Raw genomic sequence first — 21,889 nt, 5'->3', positions numbered from 1 at the left:
ATGAAAAGTAAAATGAAGGATATGGCAAAAGTTATCCTCTTTCCTATTGTAGCAGTTGTACTTTCGTTATTTATATCAGTATTTTTTGTTATGTGGGCAAAGGGTTACTCAATTACTCAATATTTTACAGCTCTAAAAGATTTAGTTTCAACAATATGGACTGGTAGCTTTGGAAATCAGCGAAATACAATGGCTACATTAGCCGAAGTAACACCACTAATATTTACAGGTGTTGCTAATGCTATAGCATTTAGATGTGGGTTATTTAACATTGGTGTAGCTGGTCAGTTCGTTCTTGGTATGGTTGCGGCAGCATTGGTAGGTACTATTCCTGGACTTAGCCCAATTGTACATATACCATTGATAATGATAAGTGGTATAGTTGCAGGAGGTATTTGGGGTGGAATACCTGGATTCCTTAAGGCTAAATTTGGAACTAGTGAAGTTATAAACACAATAATGATGAACTATATTTCTATTGCATTTGCAAATTATATTATACTTAGAACTGCCTTTGGAGTTCCAGGAAAAGCTGCAACTCCAATAATACAAGAAAGCGCTATGCTTACAAGATTTGTTGAGGGCAGTTCCGCTAATACAAGTCTATTTATTGGAATTATAGCTGCTATACTTATGGCATTTATATTATGGAAAACTACTGTTGGTTATGAGATAAGAGCCGTTGGAATAAACCCTCATGGAGCAGAGTATGGTGGAGTAAATGTAGCCCAAAGAGCAGTTCTTGCTATGGTTTTATCAGGAGCTATTGCAGGACTTGGTGGAGCTACTCACGTAGCGGGTGTAAAGCATTTAATACAAGACTTTATGGTAGTGCCAACCTATGGCTTTGATGGTATAGCTGTTGCCCTTCTAGCGAAGAAAAATCCAATAGCATGTATTGGATCCGCAGTGCTGTTTGGAGCGTTAAACAGTAGTTCAAGAGCACTTCAAATAAGTGGAATACCAAAGGAAATAGTATTTTTAATTCAATCAGTAATTATCATATTCGTAGCTACAGATTATATTATAACTTACTTTGAAAATAAGAAAAAGAAAGGGGAGATAATGAATGGATAGCATAATTCTTGTTAGTATAATTTCCTTAATAACAGCTACACTCAGAATAGCTACACCGCTTATCTTCACAGCACTTGGAGGAGTATTTTCAGAACGTTCAGGTGTAGTAAATATAGGACTTGAAGGTATGATGACTATAGGTGCCTTCTTCGCAGTATGGGGAACTTATATAACTAAAAGTCCAGCTTTGGGAATGGTTTTTGCTATGATAGCAGGTGGAGTTCTTGCGTTAGTTCATGCATTCCTATCTATTAGTTTAAAATCAGATCAAGTTATTTCTGGTACAGCTATAAATCTATTTGCAACAGCTTTAGCTAGTTTTCTAATCTTTATACTATTTGAAGGAAAAGGTGGTCAGACAGATATTGTAACTACACTTCCTTACAACCTTCCAGAATTTATAAAGAATATTCCGATTATTGGAGATATATTATCTGGATTAAACTGGTTTGTTATTATAGCTATAATACTTGTATTTGTATGTCACTATGTGTTATATAAAACTTCAATTGGTCTTAGAATAAGAGCAGTTGGGGAACATCCAAAGGCTGCAGATACATTAGGTATCAACGTTTACTTAGTTAGATATTCATGTGTTATAATATCAGGAGTGCTTGCAGGCCTTGGTGGAGCTGCACTATCAATTGGTATAACACCAGTTTATAGAGAAGGAATGATAGCGGGACGTGGATTTATAGCTCTTGCAGCTATGATATTTGGTAACTGGACACCGATTGGTTCTCTTGGAGCATGTTTATTATTTGCATTAGGAGAGTCGTTCCAAATATTTGCAAGAGGACTTGGGTGGTCATTACCATCGGAAGTATTTACTGTTATTCCGTATCTACTAACTATGCTTGCTCTTGCAGGTTTTGTAGGAAAGACAAGTGCACCAGCGGCATCTGGCGAAGCCTATGAAAAAAATGGTAGATAGCAAAGTATTTAATTATTAATAAATAATTTGAAAAATACTAAAATTATATAATGCAAAGTTTTATTAAAGTGTTATATATTAAAGAATAGTATTGAATTAAAAGGGGGTTAGATATAAACTAACCCTCTTTTCTTTGTAGAAATATTTTCAGGGAAATAAATTATCAGTAGTTGTTAAATAGAAAAAAATAAAATTTTGTGATATGATTAGAAAAGAATAAATGAGGGGGGAAATTCATGAATTTAGGTTTTGACTTAAAGCTATCACAAGAACAAAAATTGGTAATGACAATGGAAATGCAGCAATCTATAAAACTTTTACAAATGTCATCTTATGAACTTTTGCAGCATATCGATAAAGAGTTACAAGAAAATGTAGTTCTAGAGGCTGAAAATGCTATAGCGGATTCTAAAGAGTATTCAGTTGACAATGAGCTAAAGGAATATAGAGAAGTTATAAAATACTTAGAGTTTGATAATTACAATAGCAGAGTATATTCTCAAGATGATGAAAATGAAAATATATCACCCTTCAATTTTATAAGTGATAAACCTACATTAAAGGATTATTTGAAGGATCAACTTATGTATAGTGGATTAGACAAGAACGATGAAAGTATATGTATATATATAGTTGATAATATAGATCATAAAGGATATTTAGATTTAACTATTATAGAAGAGTTGATGATGGAATTAAACATTAATGAGGAGAAGGCAAATTATTGTTTGGGGATTATTCAGAATCTTGAACCAATAGGAATTGGTGCTAGATCTCTTAGTGAATGCTTAATAATTCAGTTACATAAAAAAAATATAATAAATAATGTTTTAGAGGAAATAATAAATAAGTATCTAAATGAATTATCAAAGGGAAAGTATCAACTAATAGGTAAAGCTGTTGGAATTACAGCGAAGTCTGTACAGGAATATGAGGATATAATAAAAGAATTGGAACCTAAGCCTACTAGAGGTTTTTTTACAGGTGAAGAGATTGGTTATGTAGTTCCTGATGTTTATATTAAAAAATTAGATGATAATTATATAACTATTATGAATGATAGTATATTACCTAAGCTTATAATAAATAATACATATAAAGATGTAATTAATAATAGTAAAGATAAAGATGCAATTGAATATGTAAAGGATAAGATAGGTAGTGCTATGTTTCTTATTAAAAGTATACAAAGTAGAAAAAATACTTTGTGCCGAGTTGTAGAGGAAATAGTAAAGATTCAAAAGGAATATCTTGATTATGGAGATAAGTTTATAAAACCGATGACTATAAAGTCTATAGCATATAATCTCGATATGCATGAATCTACAGTAAGTAGAGCTATTAGGGATAAATACATTGCATTAAGTAATGGAGAAATTAAACGAATAAAAGGCTTATTTACTACCTATGTAAATAATTCTAATGAGGATTTATCTTCTGTAAATGTAAAGGATATGATAAAGAATATAGTAAATGAAGAGAAGAAAACTAAACCATTATCAGATTCAATAATATGCAATATGCTAAATGAGAAGGGCATAGATATATCAAGGCGTACCGTTGCTAAATATAGAGAAGAAATGGGTATTAAGTCATCATCTCAGAGGAAAAGATTGATTTAAGTGTATATTATTGTATTGCAAGGTAGTATGCAGGGAAATCAATTTTGTTAAGTAACCTATTTAAACATGCTGATGCTATAAATATTTTTGGAGAAAATAAGAAGTTTTAACAAAATGCAAAAAAAATACTTCACAAATGTTAATAATTGTCGTACAATTTACATGAGGATAAAAATTACCACAGGGACATTAATTGTCCATAGGGACATTAATTGTCAACAGAGGTGTAAAATGGACCATTTATTAAAATTACAGCAACAAATAGTACCGGATTTATTAGAGATTTTAGATGTAAGATATACTCTTTTAAGAAATATAAAATACAGAGAGCCTATCGGTAGACGATTACTATCTTCCATAGTAAATTTGAGCGAGAGAGTTGTTAGAAGTGAAACAAATTTTTTGAAGGACCGAGGATTAATCCATATAAGTTCTTCAGGTATGTGTATAACTGAAGAGGGAGAAACGGTTTTTAGAGGTCTAAAGGTTATGATGAGAGAAATAAACGGGTTAAATTTTATAGAAGAAGAAATTAAAAAGCTTCTTAGAGTACGAGATGTAATTATAATTAATGGGAATATAGATGAAGATAGTACCTTATATACTGAACTAGGTAAAGCTGCAGCTAATTATCTTAAGCAAGTTATTAAGGATGATAATATAATATCTCTTACAGGAGGTCGTACTGTAAAGGAAGTTGTATATAATTTCCCTACAAATACAAAGTTTAAGAATTTGAAAGTTTTGCCAGGTAGGGGTGGCATGGGGAAAGAAACTGAGATTCAGTCAAATACCTTAGTAGAAATTATTGCAAATAAATTAGACGCAACCTATGAATTGCTTCATATTCCAGACAATCTTAGTAATAATTCCTTTAGTGCTCTTTTAGAAGAAGTAGAAATTAAAGAGGTTTATAAGCAAATTGAAAGGTCTGATATATTACTTCATGGAATTGGATTAGCTAAGGATATGTGTGATAAGCGGAGCTTAACTGAGGAAATGAAGCATGAAATAATGGGATGTGGTGCAATTGGAGAAGCTTATGGACATTACTTTAATAGTAGTGGAGATATAGTGTACTCTATGCCCTCAATAGGAATACATAAAAATGATATTGAGAATATTCCTAGTATAATTGCTGTGGCAGCTGGGGTAGATAAGGCAGAAGCTATTATAGCAATAGAGAAAAATAGAATTAATTCTACATTAATTACTGATGAGGCTACTGGAAAAGAAATTTTAAAAATGTTGTCAAAGTTTATAAATGCTTAGTAGGTTTACCCATTAAGCTTAAAATATATATTAGTATAATTAAATTTTGGGAGGTATTTTATAATGGTTAAAGTTGGAATTAATGGTTTTGGAAGAATTGGAAGAAATGTATTTAAAGGTATAATTGAAAGATACGGCAATGAGCTTGAGGTTGTGGGAATAAATGACTTAACAAGCCCTAAAACATTAGCTCACCTTTTAAAGTATGATACACTTTATGGAAAGTTCAATGGGACAGTTGAAGCTACTGAAAATTCAATTATAGTTAATGGAAAAGAAATTAGAATTTTTGCTGAGAGAGATCCTAAAAACATACCTTGGGGACTTCAAGGAGCAGATATAGTAATAGAGTCTACAGGGTTGTTCACTGATGCAAATAAAGCGAAAGCTCATATAGAAGCGGGAGCTAAAAAAGTATTAATATCTGCACCAGCTAAAAATGAAGATATTACAATAGTACTTGGAGTGAATGAGGAAAAGTATAATGCTAAAAATCATAACATCATTTCAAATGCATCATGTACTACAAATTGTTTAGCGCCATTTGCTAAAGTTCTTGATGAAAAATTCGGAATTGTAAAAGGTCTTATGACAACAATTCACTCTTATACAAATGACCAAAAAATATTAGATGCACCACATGGCGATTTAAGAAGAGCTAGAGCAGCAGCAGAAGCAATGATTCCAACAACTACAGGAGCAGCAGCAGCAGTAGCATTAGTTTTACCACAACTTAAAGGTAGATTAAATGGAATGGCAGTAAGAGTTCCAACTCCAACAGTTTCAATGACTGATTTAGTATGTGAACTTGGGAAATCAGTAACAGCTGAGGAAGTTAATGCAGCCTTTAAAGAAGCTTCAGAAGGTAGTCTTAAAGGTATCCTTGGATTCTCAGATGAACCATTAGTATCTATGGATTATAAAGGTGATGACAGATCTTCAATAGTTGATGGATTATCAACTATGGTGATGGGTGACAACCTAGTTAAAGTGGTTTCTTGGTATGATAATGAGTGGGGATATTCAAATAGATTAGCAGATTTAACAAAATATGTTGCTGAAAGATTGTAATCTTTAAAATTTATTGTTAAAGTAAGAAATGTAATAAAAAATCTAGTTCAGCAGAGCAATCTAAGAACTAGATTTTTTTTGATAAAAGTAGTGTAATATGGAGGAGATTTTGTATGTCATTTAACAAGAAGTCAGTAGAGGATATTGACGTAAGAGGTAAAAAAGTATTAGTAAGATGTGATTTTAACGTGCCAATAGTAGAAGGTGTAATCACAGATGAGAATAGATTGAAAGGTGCAATGCCTACTATTCAATACTTAGTAAGCAATGGAGCAAAGGTTATATTATGCTCACACTTAGGAAAACCAAAAGGAGAACCTAAGCCAGAACTTTCACTGAAGCCTGTGGCAGTAAGATTAAGTGAACTTTTAAACCAAGAAATAATTTTCGCTAATGACGATAATGTAGTTGGAGAAAAAGCGAAGAATTCAATTGATTTAATGAAGGATGGAGATATAGTTCTACTTCAAAATACAAGATTTAGAAAAGAAGAAACAAAAAATGAGGAAAATTACTCTAAAGAGTTAGCGTCACTTTGTGATTTGTTCGTAAATGATGCTTTTGGTACAGCACATAGAGCACACTGCTCAACTGTAGGTGTGACAGAGTTTGTAGATGAAGCTGTTTGTGGATATTTAATACAAAAAGAGCTTAAGTTCTTAGGAGAAGCTATAGATAATGCACAGAAACCATTTACTGCAATTCTTGGAGGATCAAAGGTTTCAGATAAGATTAATGTTATAAACAGTCTTCTTGAAAAGGTAGATAATTTAGTAATAGGTGGAGCTATGGCTTACACTTTCCTTAAAGCACAAGGATATGAAATCGGAATATCTAGAGTGGAAGAAGATAAGATAGATTATGCAATAGAGATGATGAATAAAGCGAAAGAAAAGAATGTTAAGCTTTATCTTCCAGTAGACCACGTAGTTGCTAGTGAGTTCTCTAAAACTGCAACTCCTATAGTAACTGACAATGAAAACATTGAAGCTGGATATATGGCTTTAGATATAGGTCCTAAAACTAGTGAGATATATGGAAAGGTTATAAGTAACTCTAAAACAGTTATATGGAATGGACCAATGGGTGTTTTCGAATTTGAAAACTTCAGTAAAGGTACAATAGCTGTTGGGGAAGCTATGGCAAGCTGTGAAGGAATAACAATAATTGGCGGTGGAGATAGTGCTGCTGCAGTTAACATATTTGGGCTTGGAGATAAAATGACTCATATATCTACAGGTGGAGGAGCGTCATTAGAATTTTTAGAGGGAACACCGCTTCCAGGAATTGTTGCACTGAAAAATAGATAAGGGATATTATCAATTTAATATTTGATTAATGAAGATTAGGACTATTAATGTGTATGAGTAGGAGTTTGATTTTAACAACCCAACACTGGTAAATTAACATAAAATAATCAAGGTAAAGATACAAGTAAGGTTATTAACTTTGATTACTATATTTTATTTTACCAAATAATATTTAGAAATTATCATTAATCAATAGATTTCAAATCTATCAGTATAAATAAAAGTTTAAAAATTATTTTAAAATAAAGATAATATATATAAATAAAGTATTTTAAAAAAGAAAAACTAGGAGGGGAATCATGAGAAAAGCAATAATCGCAGGAAACTGGAAAATGAATAATACTATAGAAGAAGCATTAAATTTAGTTAAAGAATTAAAACCAATGGTTAAGGGGGCTACATGTGATGTAGTAGTTTGCCCAACATTATTAAGCTTACCAGCAGTAGTTGAAGAATGTAGGGGAACTAACTTAATGGTAGGAGCCCAAAACATGCACTTTGAAGAATCAGGTGCTTTTACTGGGGAAGTTTCTCCAGTGATGCTTAAGGAGTTAGGAGTAAAATTTGTTGTAATTGGACATAGTGAAAGAAGACAGTATTTTAATGAAACTGATGAAACAGTAAACAAAAAGGTGAAGGCTGCGTTTGCTCATGGAATTACACCAATACTATGTGTAGGTGAAAGTCTAGAAGAAAGAGAACTTGGAATAACTGAAGAAGTTCTTGCTTCACAAGTAAAACAAGATTTAACAGGAATTTCTAAGGAGAATGTGGAAGAGATAGTTATAGCTTATGAGCCAATATGGGCTATAGGAACTGGAAAAACTGCAACTGCTGAAGATGCTAATGATACTATAGGATTTATCAGAGGTGTTGTAGAAAAATTATATGGATATGAAGTTGCAGATAAGGTAAGAATACAATATGGCGGATCTGTTAAACCATCAAGCATAAAAGAGCAAATGGCAAAAGAACATATTGATGGTGGATTAATAGGTGGAGCAAGTCTTAAGGCTTCAGATTTTGCAGCTATTGTGAACTACTAGAAGATAAAAAAGGGTGGAGTTATATATATGAATAAGAAACCAGTAATGCTTATGATATTAGATGGTTTTGGTATTAGTGATAATGTAGAAGGAAATGCAGTAAGGGAAGCTAAAAAGCCTAATTATGATGCATTAAAAGCTAAGTACCCTCATACAACACTATCGGCTTGCGGACTAGATGTAGGACTACCAGAAGGTCAAATGGGAAATTCTGAGGTGGGTCATTTAAATATAGGAGCAGGAAGAATAATATATCAAGAACTGACTAGAATATCTAAAGAAGTAAGAGAAGAGAAATTTTTTAAAAATAAAGCTTTCAATTTTGCTATTGATAAAGCCCTAGAAAATAAATCGGGTGTTCACTTAATGGGACTTCTATCTGATGGTGGAGTACATTCTCATATTTCTCACTTAAAAGCACTTATAACTCTTTGTAAGAGAAGAGGAGTAAAAAATGTATTTGTTCATTGCTTTTTAGATGGAAGAGATGTATCACCAAGTTCTGCTAAGTTATATATCAAAGAGTTACAAGAGCATATGGATAGTGAAGGAGTAGGAGCTATTGCAACTGTTTCTGGTAGGTACTATGCCATGGATAGAGACAATAGATGGGAAAGAGTAGAACTTGCATATAATGCTATAGCTAAAGGAGAAGGAAATACTAATACTTCACCACTAGCGGTTATTGATGATGCTTATCATGATAATAAAACTGACGAATTTGTAATACCAACTGTTATTGTTAAAGATGGAAAACCAGTAGGTACAATAAAGAATAAAGATTCAGTAATATTCTTTAATTTTAGACCAGATAGAGCTAGAGAAATAACTAGAGCTTTAAATGATAAGGAATTCTCAGGATTTAAAAGAGAAAGCCTGGATATTACTTATATTTGCATGACACAATATGATAAAACTATTGAAAATGTAAAGGTGGCATACACTCCACAGAGTTATACAAATACCCTAGGAGAGTTTATAAGTAGTAAAGGATTGAATCAACTTAGAATTGCTGAAACAGAAAAATATGCTCATGTAACTTTCTTCTTTAATGGTGGAGTTGAGGAAGAAAACAAGGGAGAAGATAGAATATTAATTCCATCTCCAAAGGTTGCTACTTATGATTTGAAGCCTGAAATGAGTGCTTACGAAGTTACTGATTCAGTAGTGAAGCAATTAGAAAACGATAAATATGATTTAATAATATTAAACTTTGCAAATCCAGATATGGTTGGACATACTGGTGTTGTAGAAGCAGCTGTTAAAGCTATTGAAGTTGTTGATGAATGTCTAGGTAAAGTTGTAAATAAAATGTTAGAGCATGAGGGAACTGTATTTATTACAGCAGATCACGGAAATGCTGAATGTATGATTGACTATTCAACAGGAAAGGCAATGACAGCACACACTACGAACTTAGTTCCATTTGTATATGTATCTAAGGAAACTAATAAATTAAGAGAAGGTGGGATTTTAGCCGATATATCACCAACAATCTTAACAAAAATGGGACTTGAAGTACCAAATGAAATGGATGGTAAATCTTTAATTTAGGAAATAGCAACAATAAATTACAAGTTACATAATTTATGTTATAATCCTATAAAAGAAATATATTTAGCATGCTAAATTTATTATAAACACAATATAGAGGAGGAACAAAAATGAAACAATATGTTGAAATTATCGATGTTTATGCAAGACAAATACTAGATTCAAGAGCATTCCCAACTGTGGAGGTTGAGGTTGTATTAGAAGATGGTACAGTAGGAATAGCGGCAGTGCCATCTGGAGCATCTACAGGACAATTTGAGGCTGTAGAGTTAAGAGATGGAGATAAGGACCTATATGGTGGAAAAGGTGTTTTAAAAGCTGTTGACAATGTAAATAATATAATAGCAGAAGAATTAGTAGGAATGAATATCTTCGATCAAGTGGCTATTGATAAAATTATGATAGAACTTGATGGAACTCATAATAAAGAAAAATTAGGTGCTAATGCTATTTTAGGAGTTTCTCTTGCTTGTGCAAAAGCTGCCTCTGAATACTTAGGACTTGGATTATATCAATATATTGGTGGAGTTAATGCTAAAGTTTTACCTGTACCAATGATGAACATCTTAAATGGTGGATCTCACGCTGATAACAACGTAGATTTACAAGAGTTCATGGTTATGCCTGCTGGAGCGGAGTCTTTTAGTGAAGCTTTAAGAATGGGTTCAGAAGTTTATCATGCTTTAAAATCAATATTAAAGGCTAAAGGACTTAGCACTGGTGTTGGTGATGAAGGTGGATTTGCTCCTGACTTAGCTTCAAACGAAGATGCAATAAAAGTTATTATTGAAGCTATAGAAAAAGCTGGGTTTGTACCAGGAAAAGATATATTCATAGCTCTTGACCCAGCTTCATCAGAATTCTTTGAAGATGGAAAATATAACTTAGCTGGAGAAGGTAGAATATTAACTCCAGAACAAATGGCAGACTACTACGTAGAACTTACAGAAAAGTATCCAATAATCTCAATTGAAGACGGTATGGCTGAAGAAGATTGGGCTGGTTGGAAATACTTAACTGATAAAATTGGTAAAAAAGTTCAATTAGTAGGGGACGATTTATTTGTAACTAACACTACAAGACTTGAAAGAGGTATTGAAAGTGAAACTGCAAACTCAATCCTAATTAAATTAAATCAAATTGGAACTTTAACTGAAACTATAAATGCTATAGAAATGGCTTCAAGAGCTGGTTATACAGCTGTAGTTTCTCACAGATCAGGAGAGACAGAAGATACTACAATAGCAGATTTAGTAGTTGCTATGAATGCAGGACAAATTAAAACAGGAGCACCTGCTAGAAGTGAAAGAGTTGCTAAGTACAATCGATTATTAAGAATAGAAGAAGAACTTGGAGATATGGCTGAATTTAGAGGATTAAAATCTTTCTATAATATTAAAAGATAGTTATAACAATTTTTGTAGAATGAAGTATCGGACAGGTAAAAAATCTGTCCGATGTTTTATTTTTTAAATAGTATGGTTTATTTACATTTATTGCTTTTTTTAATTGTAAAAATATTTTCTCTATGATAAAATGTATTACATATATGAAGGATAAAATCAATAGGGGGGGTATAATAATGATAACAGCATTAAAAGTTGTATTAGTTATTTCCGCATTAATAGTTATATTATCAATAGCGCTTCAAGAAAGTAAATCATCAGGACTTGGTGGTTTAGTTGCAGGATCTTCAGAAACTTTTTATAGTAAGAATAAAACAAAGACTAAGGATTCATTCTTAACAAAGATTACAATAACATCAGCTATTGTCTTTGTGGCATCTACTATATTAATAAACGTATTATTATAATAAGAAAGCTATCTATTATGATAGCTTTTTTGTATTTAAGTCAGAATTATATATATTCATAAAAAATTAAAATTATTATTACAATATATATTTACACTTTAATACGATAATTCTATAATGTTAATTAGAAACGTATTTTTAATTTAATAGGGGGAAAGAAAATGGGTGTATATAGTTCAAAACTTGAAACTGTAGAAATGGATTATTTGGTTGAAGCTATGAGATCTCTTAAAACAAGAGAGGAAGTATATAGATTTCTTGAAGATGTTTGCACAATAAATGAAATGAAGGCAATGGAGCAAAGACTTCAAGTAGCAAGGATGCTAAAGGATAAGAGAACATACCTTGATATTGCTAGTAGCACTGGTGCTAGTACTGCTACAATAAGTAGAGTTAATCGTTCCTTGAATTACGGGAATAATGGGTATAATGTAGTTTTTGAGAGAATAAGTTGGAAAGACTATGAAGAAAAAGAATAGTGTACATATAAAATTATTATCATAACCATGTAAATACCTCACTAATATTTTAGTGAGGTATTTTTAATGAGGTGGTGAAGTATTTTAATATTATATTTAGATTTTAAAATTCAAATTATAGTTATAAGGTAAAAAGAAATAATTTTATGTTTCATTATAGTAATTAATTCATATTTCGTTTATAAATAATAACTATATGGTATAATAAAAGATAGAGTAAAATTTTCTAATACATAGAGGTATTAAATGTATTACTAAATGCAGTGTTAATACTTTCATAGAATTAATTATGTAACCATTAAAACATGAGATGGATGAAAATAGATACGTAAGAAAATATAGATTTAGGAGTGATTAAATGGATTTAAAAAGTCTATTAAATAAGGAACAATATGAGGCAGCGGTAACTGTTGAAGGTCCATTACTAATTTTGGCTGGTGCAGGGTCAGGAAAAACAAGGGTTTTAACATATAGAATAGCTCATATGATAAATGATTTAAATATATACCCTTCTCAAATTTTAGCATTGACTTTTACAAATAAGGCAGCTGGAGAAATGAAGGATAGAGTTAAGTCATTAGTTGGAGATGCTGTTGATAATATGTGGGTTTCTACCTTCCACTCTAGTTGTGTAAGAATTTTAAGAAGAGAAATTGAAAAACTAGGATATAATAAAAACTTTACAATATATGATAGCTATGATGCTAAAGCTTTGGTAAGACAGTGCATGAAGGAACTTAACATAAATGACAAGGATATTACAGAAGGAGAAATTATTGGAAAGATTTCTGATGCGAAAAATAAATTAATATCTGCTAAGAAATTCAAGAAAGAAAATGAAAGTAATTTTAGAACTAATAAAATTGCAGATGTCTATTTAACCTATGAGAAAAAATTAAAGACTAGTAACTCCTTAGATTTTGATGATTTAATTTACTTAACAGTTAAATTATTTAAGGAAAATGAAGAAGTAAGAGAATTCTATAGAAGAAAGTTTAAGTATATATTAGTAGATGAGTATCAAGATACTAATAAGTGTCAGTATGAATTTGTAAAGCTTCTTGTAAATGAAAATGAGAATATTTGTGTTGTAGGTGATGATGACCAGTGTATTTACGCTTGGAGAGGCGCAGATATAAATAATATATTGGACTTTGAGAAGGATTTTCCAAAGACAAAAGTGGTTAAACTTGAACAAAACTACAGATCTAAATCAAATATACTTGAAGCTGCAAATACGGTAATAAAAAATAATGCTACAAGAAAAAATAAGGTGTTAAGAACTGAAAGTGATTCAGGAGAGACTTTAAAGGTATATAGAGCATATAGTGATATTGATGAGGGAAACTTTGTTGCAACTCAGATTAGAAGAATGATGAGAGAGGAGAATAGAAGCTTAAAAGACTTTGCTATTCTTTATAGAATGAACTCACAGTCACGTATTTTTGAGGAAGCTTTTAGAAGAAATGAGATCACATATAAAATAGTTGGTGGACTTAGATTCTATGAAAGAAAAGAAATTAAAGATATTATGGCTTATTTAAAGCTTATAAATAATCCCCTTGACGATATAAGTTTAAAGAGAATTATAAATGAACCTAAGAGAAGTATTGGAGATGCAACTATTGCAAAGGTTCAAGAATTTGCATCAGAAAATGATATTTGTATGTATGATGCGCTTTTAGATGCAGAGTTTATACCAAACCTTTCTGCAAGAACAATAACTTGTATAAATAAGTTTGTAAGTCTTATGAATACCCTTATTACAGATGCTGAAAAAACAAGTGTATCTGAGCTTATTGAAGAGATTTTAGATAGAAGTGGATATATGAAGATGTTAAAATGTTCAAGTAGTGCGGAGGATGAAAGTAGAATAGAAAATTTAAAAGAACTTGTATCTGATGCGGTTGATTTTAAAAATTCTTCTGAAGATAAATCTTTAAGTGCATTTTTAGAAAAAGTAACTTTAGTATCTGATATCGATAATCTTGATGAGGAAAATAATGCAACAGTAATGATGACAGTTCATAGTGCAAAAGGACTTGAGTTCCCAGTAGTATTTTTAGTAGGGATGGAAAATGGTATATTTCCAGGTCAATCTTCATTAAATAATGCCAATGAGATGGAGGAGTCTAGAAGATTATGTTATGTTGCTATAACAAGAGCTAAGGAATTATTATATATATCTTCAGCAGAGCAGAGAATGGTATTTGGTAGAACAGTTGGACATTCGGTATCTGACTTCCTAAGTGAAATACCTAAAGAACTTAAAACAAGTCTAAATGATGTGGTAAGGGTTCATCCAAAACCAGGGGTGAGTAATACGGCTACTCAAAGAGCAAATGATAATCCACATTCTTTTAGAAATAGTTTCTATAATACTACTAGTAGCATTAAGCCATCTCCAGTTAAAGTTAGTGAAGATAATGAAGAAGAATCTAGAGAAGCTACTAAAGCAGAACTTACTATTGGGAGAAAGGTTAGACATGGTAAATTTGGAATAGGAACAGTAGTATCACTTTCTACAGATAATGGAGGAACTATAGTTACCATAGCTTTTAACAACATGGGAATAAAAAAACTTATGTTTAGTAAAGCTGGTCTGGAAATCTTATAGGATCTATATACAAGCAATCTAAGTTGATTTTGTATTTGATTTTCAGTGTCAGAAATACTTAGGTTGAGAACTGGTTAGGAGGGAAAATTTCTATGGGCCATGATAAGCGTAAAAGAATGGTAGAGCTAGTAAAAGAATTAAATAGATATTCCTATGAATACTATTCATTAGATAACTCTACAATTTCAGATAAAGAATATGATGAAAAATATGATGAACTTAAAGTTTTAGAAGCAGAACTTGGGGAGATACTAACCTATTCTCCAACTTTAAGAGTAGGTGATATAGTACTTAATGAGTTTAAGAAATATAAACATAAAGCACCTCTTTGGAGTTTAGACAAAGCTCAATCTATGGGAGAAGTTACACAATGGCATAATAGAAATATTAAAGCTGTAAAAGATTATAATAGTACTCATGAAGATAAGTTGCCAGATCTTAAATATATAGTAACAAAGAAATTTGACGGTCTTTCTATAAATTTAACATATAATGAAGAGGGGATATTAACAGTAGCTGCATCGCGTGGTACTGGGGAAATTGGTGAGGATATAACAAGTCAGGTAAAAACGATAAAATCCGTTCCACTTATTATAGATAATCATGATGTACTAGAAATGCATGGCGAAGCTATTATGACAAAAGAGGCCTTTGAAGAATATAATAAAACTGCAGATATACCCCTTAAAAACTTAAGAAATGGAGCTGCAGGAGCTCTTAGAAACTTAAATGTAAAAGAGACCGCAAAAAGAAATTTATCTGCATTCTTTTATGATGTTGGATATAATGATGGAAAAAAATTTAAAAGCTATAGTGATATGATGAAATTTATAAAAGACATGGGACTTCCTGTAGATGATTATATGAAGAGTTGTAGTACCATAGAAGAAATAGAAAATGAAGTGTCCTATATTGATGGTATAAGAAGTAGCTTAAATTATGATATAGACGGTGTAGTAATTGCCATTGATGATATAAGGACTAGAGAAATTTTAGGATACACAGTTAAGTTTCCTAAATGGTCTATAGCGTTTAAATTTGAAGCAGAAGAAACTACTACAGAGCTTTTAGAAGTTGAGTGGAACGTAGGCAGAAGTGGTAGAGTTACACCTACAGCAATTCTTAAACCTGTAGAACTTGCAGGAGTAACAGTAAAAAGAGCAACCTTAAATAATATAGATGATATACAAAGAAAAGGTGTAAAGCTTGGAGCCACTGTATTCATTCGTAGGTCAAATGATGTAATACCAGAAATTATGGGAGTAGTAGGACAATCGGTAGAAGGAAAAGAGCCTATAGAGGAACCTAAGGTATGTCCTAGTTGTGGAGCTAATCTATTTAGGGATGGAGTACATTTATTCTGTGAAAACACTTTATCTTGCAAGCCACAGATGGTAAAGACAATTGTTCATTATGCTAGTAGAGAAGCAATGAATATATCGGGATTTAGTGAGAAAACTGCTGGACAATTATTTGAAAAGCTTGGAATAAAGTCAATTGCAGACTTATATAGAATAAAGAAAGAAGAACTTTTAAACCTAGAGAAGTTCGGTGATAAAAAGGTCGAAAATCTTTTAGCTGCCCTTGAAAAAAGCAAAGATTGTGAGCTTTCCTCTTTTGTTTATGGACTTGGTATTACAAATGTTGGTAAAAAGACGGCAAAGGATTTAGCTAAGAAGTTTAAAACCTTAGCAAAAATAGAAGAAGCATCCTTGGAAGATTTAGTTAGTGTTCAGGATATAGGAGATATAGTTGCTAAAAGCATAGTAGACTTCTTCTCTCTTGAAAAGTCTAAGGAAACTATAAATGAACTTTTAGAACTTGGAATAAATCCAAAGGAAGCTCAGGTTCAAGAAGTTAGTATAAATCCATTTAATGAAAAAACTGTAGTAGTTACAGGCAGCTTAAAAGAGTTTTCAAGAAGTGGAATAAAAGAAAAATTAGAATCCCTTGGAGCGAAAGTATCAGGATCTGTAAGTAAGAAAACTGACTTTGTAATAGTAGGGGAAGATGCTGGATCAAAACATGATAAAGCAGTTGAACTTGGCATCAAGATACTTTCAGAGGATGAATTTAAAAGTATGATTTAGTTATGGAATTCACAAAAAAATTAAAACCACTTAGTAGTTAACTAAAACTGCTAAGTGGTTTTAATTTTGCTAAGAAATGTTATTCTTAGTAGTAGTTTCATCTACAATAGCTTCGTCTAAATTAGTGTTATCCATTATATTAATATCTGAGGAATCAGAAGTTGAACTTTGAGTAATATTTACATTGCATTTAGATTGTTCTTTATTCTTCACCTGCATATCAATACATGAAATATTAAGAATATGTGAGATTTTTTCAAGTATATAGTTACTATATCTTAGTTGACTATATATAGAATTAAAAACAACAAATCCCCAAATAATTATTATCATAAAAGTTAATAGGGAAAGAATTCCTAAAACCTTTAATATAATATCTAAATAAATCATAACTTACCTCCAAAATATTTCCACATTATAATAAATATTATATCATATGTTTTCGATTGTAAAAGAAGAATTTTATATGAATTCAGTAATAATTGTTTATTTTGATGGGAATTAGTAAATAATTTTTAAATAGGAGGTGTTACAAATGAAGAAAATCATATTCATAGTGCTGTGCATAATGATTATTTTTTTAGGTATATCTGTAGAGAAAGAAAAAGTTAATACTATCAATGATAAATCATCATTAAATTTTATAACCTATAATATGAATGTTAATCCGAATAACTTAAAGATTACTTCTAGTGATAATAGAAGAGAAAAAGACCTACTAGTAACACTTTTTGAAGGCTTAGTAAAGGAAAATGAACAAGGGGAGATTATACCAGCGCTTGCTAAGGAATTTAAGGTTTCAGATGACGGATTAGAGTACACATTTAAGTTAAGAGATGGTATATGCTATAGTACTGGTGAAAAAATAACTGTAGAGGATTTTAAGGTGTTTTTTAAAGCTTTTATAAGTGATAAGGAGAATATATATGCAAAGGAGTTAGATTGTATATTTGGAGCTAAAAGCTTTAGGGAAGGTAATGGAGACTTTTCAAATGTAGCAATATCAGGTACAGAGGATAATGTTTTATCAATTAGACTAAATTATAGGTGTCCCTATTTTATTAACATGCTAACAAATCCAGTATATGTTCTTAGAGACTATAATCAACTGAATAGCTATAAAGAGGTTTATAAATCAATTCGATTTACAGGTCCTTTTGCTATAAAAGCAGCTGCTAAGGAGGAGTTATATTTAGAAAAAAATGATAAATACTATGGAAAATCTTCTATAACTTCAGATAATATAAAAATTACTTTTGTTGAAGGTGTAGAAAATTCATTAGCCATCTTTGAAAATTTTAATGAAAAAAATCTAGGTAATATTGATATAATGATGGATGCTCCTATAAATGAATTATCAAGGCTGTCGGAAAATTTATTAGTTCAAAGTTTTATTGGATCATCGGGGTACTATTTAAATTTTAATAATGCTGATAACGCTTTAGGTAGCGACTTAAATTTTAGAAAGGCTATTAATTCTGTTTTATCTAAGGAGTACTATTCTCAGTTAATATCTAAGGAACTGCTTACTCCAGCTACGACATACGTTCAAAATGTTGGAGATTTACAAAAAGTTTTTTCTGCCTATGGAGATACAGAATTAGCGCTAAGGTATTTAAAGGAGTCATCACTAAAAGAAGATTCTATTATAACAATAATATATGAGAATATTAATTTAAATAAACGTGTCGTGGAAGATTTGAGTTATGATATGAAAAATGATATGAAGGTAAATGTAGTAGCTAAGGGATATACAAAAGAAGAACTTGATGATGTTATAGAGAAAAAAGAGTATGATATTCTGCTACAAAAGTTTACCTTTGAATTTAGAGATCCTGGAGAGTATTATGAAGGCTTTAGAAAATCATCAGATCTTAATAAAACAGGATATTACAATGAGGAATATGAAAATTTACTTCAAGAGGCTAGGTATGAAGTAAATGAGGAGAAAAGAAATTCAATATATAATAAATGTAATGAAATTTTAATTAGTGGATTAAACTCAATACCTTTGTATAATATTAATAATCCAATATGTATTAAGAGTGATATTAAAGGGATTTATGTGACCAGGGATGGAAATATACGACTAGATAAAGTGAAAAGAGTACCTTAGCTTAAAGGTACTCCTTTTATTAAAAATCAAGGTTATTATTTAAATAGATAATCATAAAAAAGTTGAACATGTTTTTACAGGAATCAAAGCTGTGTTTGTAATGTTTATAGCTTTCTTTTTTTCGATTAAGAGAGATATTCTTTACAAATATAGGTGCTAAATCATTTGATTCGCCATTAATAGAAGACGAGAATTTAAAATAGTTATCATCAAGTAAATCTTCAGACTTACAAGAAAAGTTTCTATACCTTTCTGCATCATCCAAGGTTGGAGATTCAGGCCATCTAAGGATGATACCTGAATTTATAACTTGCTTCTTATAAAGGTTATGAATTTTAGATGCAAGGTCAGTTTTATCATTATCATTAAGAAAAGACTCTTGAATCATGAATACATATAGATATAAGATTATTTCATCGGAAGAAAATTTGTTTTCTTTTTCAGACATATCTTTAATAAAAATGCCCGTGTCATTATCATAAAGTTTTTCAAGATTATCATAAAGTTTAAAGGCGGCATCTCTAAATTGTATAAGATTAGTATTTTTGTAAGTTAACATCGAATTAATATAGCATAGACAAGAAATATCTAAGTTATCTCTTATAACAGAAGGAGGCATATGATTGATATTTTCAATCATAAGCTCAGAAAAATCTATGAGAAGCTCTTTTACTTCATCCAATTTAGAACATTCATAAAGAATATTAAAAGCTAGACAAATTTTAACTAACTCATCATGAGATGTATTATAGACTTCACTTTTGAGGGTTTGAAATAATTTTAAGATATCAAGAGCAAAGGATTTAAAGTCATCATTATCTTCACCATTTTTATTAGAAATAAGAAAGCATTTATAGTAAGCAGCCATGAGTAAAGCTTGAGTTGAAAACTTAAACTTCATGTCTTTGTCGGTAAGGGAATATTCTTTCTGAAGAGGGTCAGTAGAATCATACTTATCTACAAAAACCCCTTCAGCATTACGACAATAGATAGCAAAGAATTCTAGTTGTTCAGTAGCTAAATCAGAATAATATTTACTTAATTTGTACTTATCATCATCAATGGCATTAAACTTTCTATAATGGTCAGTTAAATATAGTAAACCAAGGCTCATATAACCGTTAGAACATATGTTTATTTCTTTCTTGAATTTGCGATGATTCCAAAGAAGTTTATTTTTTTCTCTTAGAAGTTTTCCATCTGCTTTTCTATATACACATAATAGTGGAGAAATAACACTATTTGTGGTATCATCATCATTAGATAAAGGCTTAATTTTTAGGTCTGAATTTCTACATATAATTCCACATCCAGAGTGTAGAACTATATGTCTTAGGGACTCTTTAGAAAAATGAAACAATTGACTTTTAATGTTGTCATTGTTTAATATGTTAATTCTTAAAAAAGGTCCTATATATCTCAAAATAACACCACCAGAATATTAATCATATTTAATAATATGATTGTTAAAGTGAAAATGTGCTAAAAATACAATAGTTTTTTATAATATGAGAACATATTGAGATAAAAAAGGATTTAAATAAAACCGTAGTAGCTTGTACAGTAAGTGGTAAGGGTATCTACATTGATGAAATAAGAACATAAGAAGCTAAATAAGGATATTCAATAATAGTTATTTAAAATTTATATTTAAAGGAATTTCAATATTAGTTAATGATTATCAACAGATATGTAAGAAAGTATTATAAAATAAAGAGATTAAATAAGCTAAGGAATATGTAAATAATATAAGTGTTGTTACAGAAGGTAAGTTAGATTTAAAAATTATACGTATAAGGAGAATAAAGCATGAGAAGATTAATAGTAGCAAGCAATAATGCTCATAAGATTTTAGAAATTAAGGAAATTTTAAAAACATTTGAATTAGAGGTTTTATCATTAAAAGAAGCTGGCATAAATGTAGATGTAGAGGAAACTGGAACCACCTTTATGGAAAATGCAGAAATAAAGGCTAGAGCAATTTATGATATGGGTGGAAATGACTTAGTTCTATCAGATGACTCAGGACTGTCTGTAGATGTATTAAAAGGTGAACCAGGTATATATTCAGCGAGATATAGTGGTGAACATGGTAATTCAGTAGAAAACAATAAGAAGTTAATAAAAGAATTAGATGGAGTGCCTTTTGAGAAGAGAACTGCTAAATTTATTTGTGCTATGGTTTTAATTGTTAATAATGACAACATAGTTAAGGTTCAAGGAGAAGTATCGGGTTTAATATTAGAAGATTATGTAGTAAGTGAAGGATTTGGATATGATCCATTATTTTACGTACCAGAATTAAAGTCAACATTTAATGATGTGCCATCAGAAGTTAAAAATTCTATTAGCCATAGAGGAAATGCATTAGCTAAACTTATAAAGGAAATGAAAAATTGCTTATAAATTTAAGTTAATAATAAAATAGAGAACAAATAAATATATGATAAACATACTTGCTTTAAAATAGTCTTATAAATTTAAGACTATTTTCATATTAAAACTTAAATTGGTATAAATTATCCATAAAAAAGGAAGGAAAATGGAATTTTTCTATTGAAAATATAGGTGAAAAATCAAGAAAAATCAAGGGTTACAGAGAATGTTGAATAAAAAACAATAATAAAAATGAAAAAAGTTTAGAAAAAAGTGTTGACTATTTTGTTTGAAGTCTGTATAATAAATTTTGTCGTTAAGGTTAATAAATAAACGGCGGTCGATGAGGTCACCGGGTTTTATGTTTGACGGGGTGTAGCGCAGATGGGAGCGCGCGTGGTTTGGGACCATGAGGTCGCAGGTTCAATCCCTGTCACCCCGACCACTTTAACAAAAAAATATGCGGGTATAACTCAGTGGTAGAGTGCTAGCCTTCCAAGCTAGTTATGAGG

The 21,889-nt window shown here is 30.8% G+C and carries 17 protein-coding genes and 1 tRNA gene; 16 read left to right on the top strand and 2 right to left on the bottom strand.

The features are described 5' to 3' along the window. The 13 genes from RSD37_RS00090 to ligA all read left to right on the top strand — a co-directional run bounded on the left by RSD37_RS00090 (position 1) and on the right by ligA (position 16,885). Positions 1–1,077, top strand: a complete 1,077-nt coding sequence (locus RSD37_RS00090) for an ABC transporter permease (protein ID WP_346944653.1) — start codon at positions 1–3, stop codon at positions 1,075–1,077. Beyond that, positions 1,070–2,011, top strand: coding sequence for an ABC transporter permease (locus RSD37_RS00085; RefSeq protein WP_346944652.1), 942 nt, complete (start codon positions 1,070–1,072; stop codon positions 2,009–2,011). The genes RSD37_RS00090 and RSD37_RS00085 overlap by 8 nt, the downstream gene beginning before the upstream one ends. Positions 2,012–2,247: 236 nt before the next feature. Then, a complete protein-coding gene (rpoN, locus tag RSD37_RS00080; protein WP_346944651.1) occupies positions 2,248–3,633 on the top strand; it encodes an RNA polymerase factor sigma-54 in 1,386 nt (461 codons plus the stop codon). A gap of 231 nt (positions 3,634–3,864) precedes the next feature. Next, complete coding sequence (locus tag RSD37_RS00075) at positions 3,865–4,905, top strand: sugar-binding domain-containing protein (protein WP_346944650.1); 1,041 nt, start codon at positions 3,865–3,867, stop codon at positions 4,903–4,905. 63 nt (positions 4,906–4,968) lie between these two features. Beyond that, positions 4,969–5,976 (top strand): type I glyceraldehyde-3-phosphate dehydrogenase, encoded by a 1,008-nt coding sequence (gene gap, locus RSD37_RS00070; RefSeq protein WP_346944649.1) that lies wholly within the window; start codon positions 4,969–4,971, stop codon positions 5,974–5,976. Positions 5,977–6,089: 113 nt separating this feature from the next. Then, entirely contained in the window at positions 6,090–7,286 is a 1,197-nt protein-coding gene (locus tag RSD37_RS00065; RefSeq protein WP_346944648.1) for a phosphoglycerate kinase, read from the top strand. A 299-nt stretch (positions 7,287–7,585) separates the two neighbouring features. Then, on the top strand, positions 7,586–8,332 hold the full coding sequence (tpiA, locus tag RSD37_RS00060; protein ID WP_346944647.1) for a triose-phosphate isomerase: 747 nt from the start codon (positions 7,586–7,588) through the stop codon (positions 8,330–8,332). Positions 8,333–8,359: 27 nt separating this feature from the next. Next, positions 8,360–9,886, top strand: a complete 1,527-nt coding sequence (gpmI, locus tag RSD37_RS00055) for a 2,3-bisphosphoglycerate-independent phosphoglycerate mutase (protein ID WP_346944646.1) — start codon at positions 8,360–8,362, stop codon at positions 9,884–9,886. A 110-nt stretch (positions 9,887–9,996) separates the two neighbouring features. Next, positions 9,997–11,292 (top strand): phosphopyruvate hydratase, encoded by a 1,296-nt coding sequence (gene eno, locus RSD37_RS00050; protein WP_346944645.1) that lies wholly within the window; start codon positions 9,997–9,999, stop codon positions 11,290–11,292. Between the two features lie 176 nt (positions 11,293–11,468). Continuing rightward, positions 11,469–11,699, top strand: coding sequence for a preprotein translocase subunit SecG (secG, locus tag RSD37_RS00045; protein ID WP_346944644.1), 231 nt, complete (start codon positions 11,469–11,471; stop codon positions 11,697–11,699). Positions 11,700–11,860: 161 nt separating this feature from the next. Further along, positions 11,861–12,178 carry a YerC/YecD family TrpR-related protein gene (locus tag RSD37_RS00040; RefSeq protein WP_346944643.1) on the top strand — a complete coding sequence of 106 codons (318 nt, stop codon included), beginning with the start codon at positions 11,861–11,863 and terminating at the stop codon, positions 12,176–12,178. 358 nt (positions 12,179–12,536) lie between these two features. Then, positions 12,537–14,795: a DNA helicase PcrA gene (gene pcrA / locus RSD37_RS00035; RefSeq protein ID WP_346944642.1), complete on the top strand. Its 2,259-nt coding sequence runs from the start codon at positions 12,537–12,539 to the stop codon at positions 14,793–14,795. A gap of 92 nt (positions 14,796–14,887) precedes the next feature. Next, complete coding sequence (gene ligA, locus RSD37_RS00030; protein ID WP_346944641.1) at positions 14,888–16,885, top strand: NAD-dependent DNA ligase LigA; 1,998 nt, start codon at positions 14,888–14,890, stop codon at positions 16,883–16,885. 69 nt (positions 16,886–16,954) lie between these two features. Here ligA and RSD37_RS00025 read toward each other — a convergent pair whose 3' ends face one another. Next, a complete protein-coding gene (locus RSD37_RS00025) occupies positions 16,955–17,275 on the bottom strand; it encodes a hypothetical protein (protein WP_346944640.1) in 321 nt (106 codons plus the stop codon). A 145-nt stretch (positions 17,276–17,420) separates the two neighbouring features. Between RSD37_RS00025 and RSD37_RS00020 the strand changes: the two genes are divergently transcribed. Then, the gene (locus RSD37_RS00020) at positions 17,421–19,001 is read left to right on the top strand and encodes an ABC transporter substrate-binding protein (protein ID WP_346944639.1); all 1,581 of its coding nucleotides are present in this window, start codon (positions 17,421–17,423) and stop codon (positions 18,999–19,001) included. 19 nt (positions 19,002–19,020) lie between these two features. Here RSD37_RS00020 and RSD37_RS00015 read toward each other — a convergent pair whose 3' ends face one another. Continuing rightward, positions 19,021–20,424 (bottom strand): hypothetical protein, encoded by a 1,404-nt coding sequence (locus tag RSD37_RS00015; RefSeq protein WP_346944638.1) that lies wholly within the window; start codon positions 20,422–20,424, stop codon positions 19,021–19,023. Between the two features lie 386 nt (positions 20,425–20,810). Here RSD37_RS00015 and rdgB point away from each other — a divergent pair, with 386 nt between their 5' ends. Together rdgB and RSD37_RS00005 are read left to right on the top strand one after the other, a co-directional pair. Further along, positions 20,811–21,407 (top strand): RdgB/HAM1 family non-canonical purine NTP pyrophosphatase, encoded by a 597-nt coding sequence (rdgB, locus tag RSD37_RS00010; RefSeq protein WP_346944637.1) that lies wholly within the window; start codon positions 20,811–20,813, stop codon positions 21,405–21,407. A 339-nt stretch (positions 21,408–21,746) separates the two neighbouring features. Further along, positions 21,747–21,822, top strand: a tRNA-Pro gene (locus RSD37_RS00005). The last annotated feature ends 67 nt before the right edge of the window (positions 21,823–21,889 follow it).

The sequence above is a fragment of the Clostridium sp. genome, assembly GCF_036646415.1.
Taxonomy (GTDB): domain Bacteria; phylum Bacillota; class Clostridia; order Clostridiales; family Clostridiaceae; genus Clostridium_J.
The sequence above is the reverse complement of the archived record's forward strand: the minus strand, read 5'-3'. Positions and strand labels throughout refer to the sequence as shown.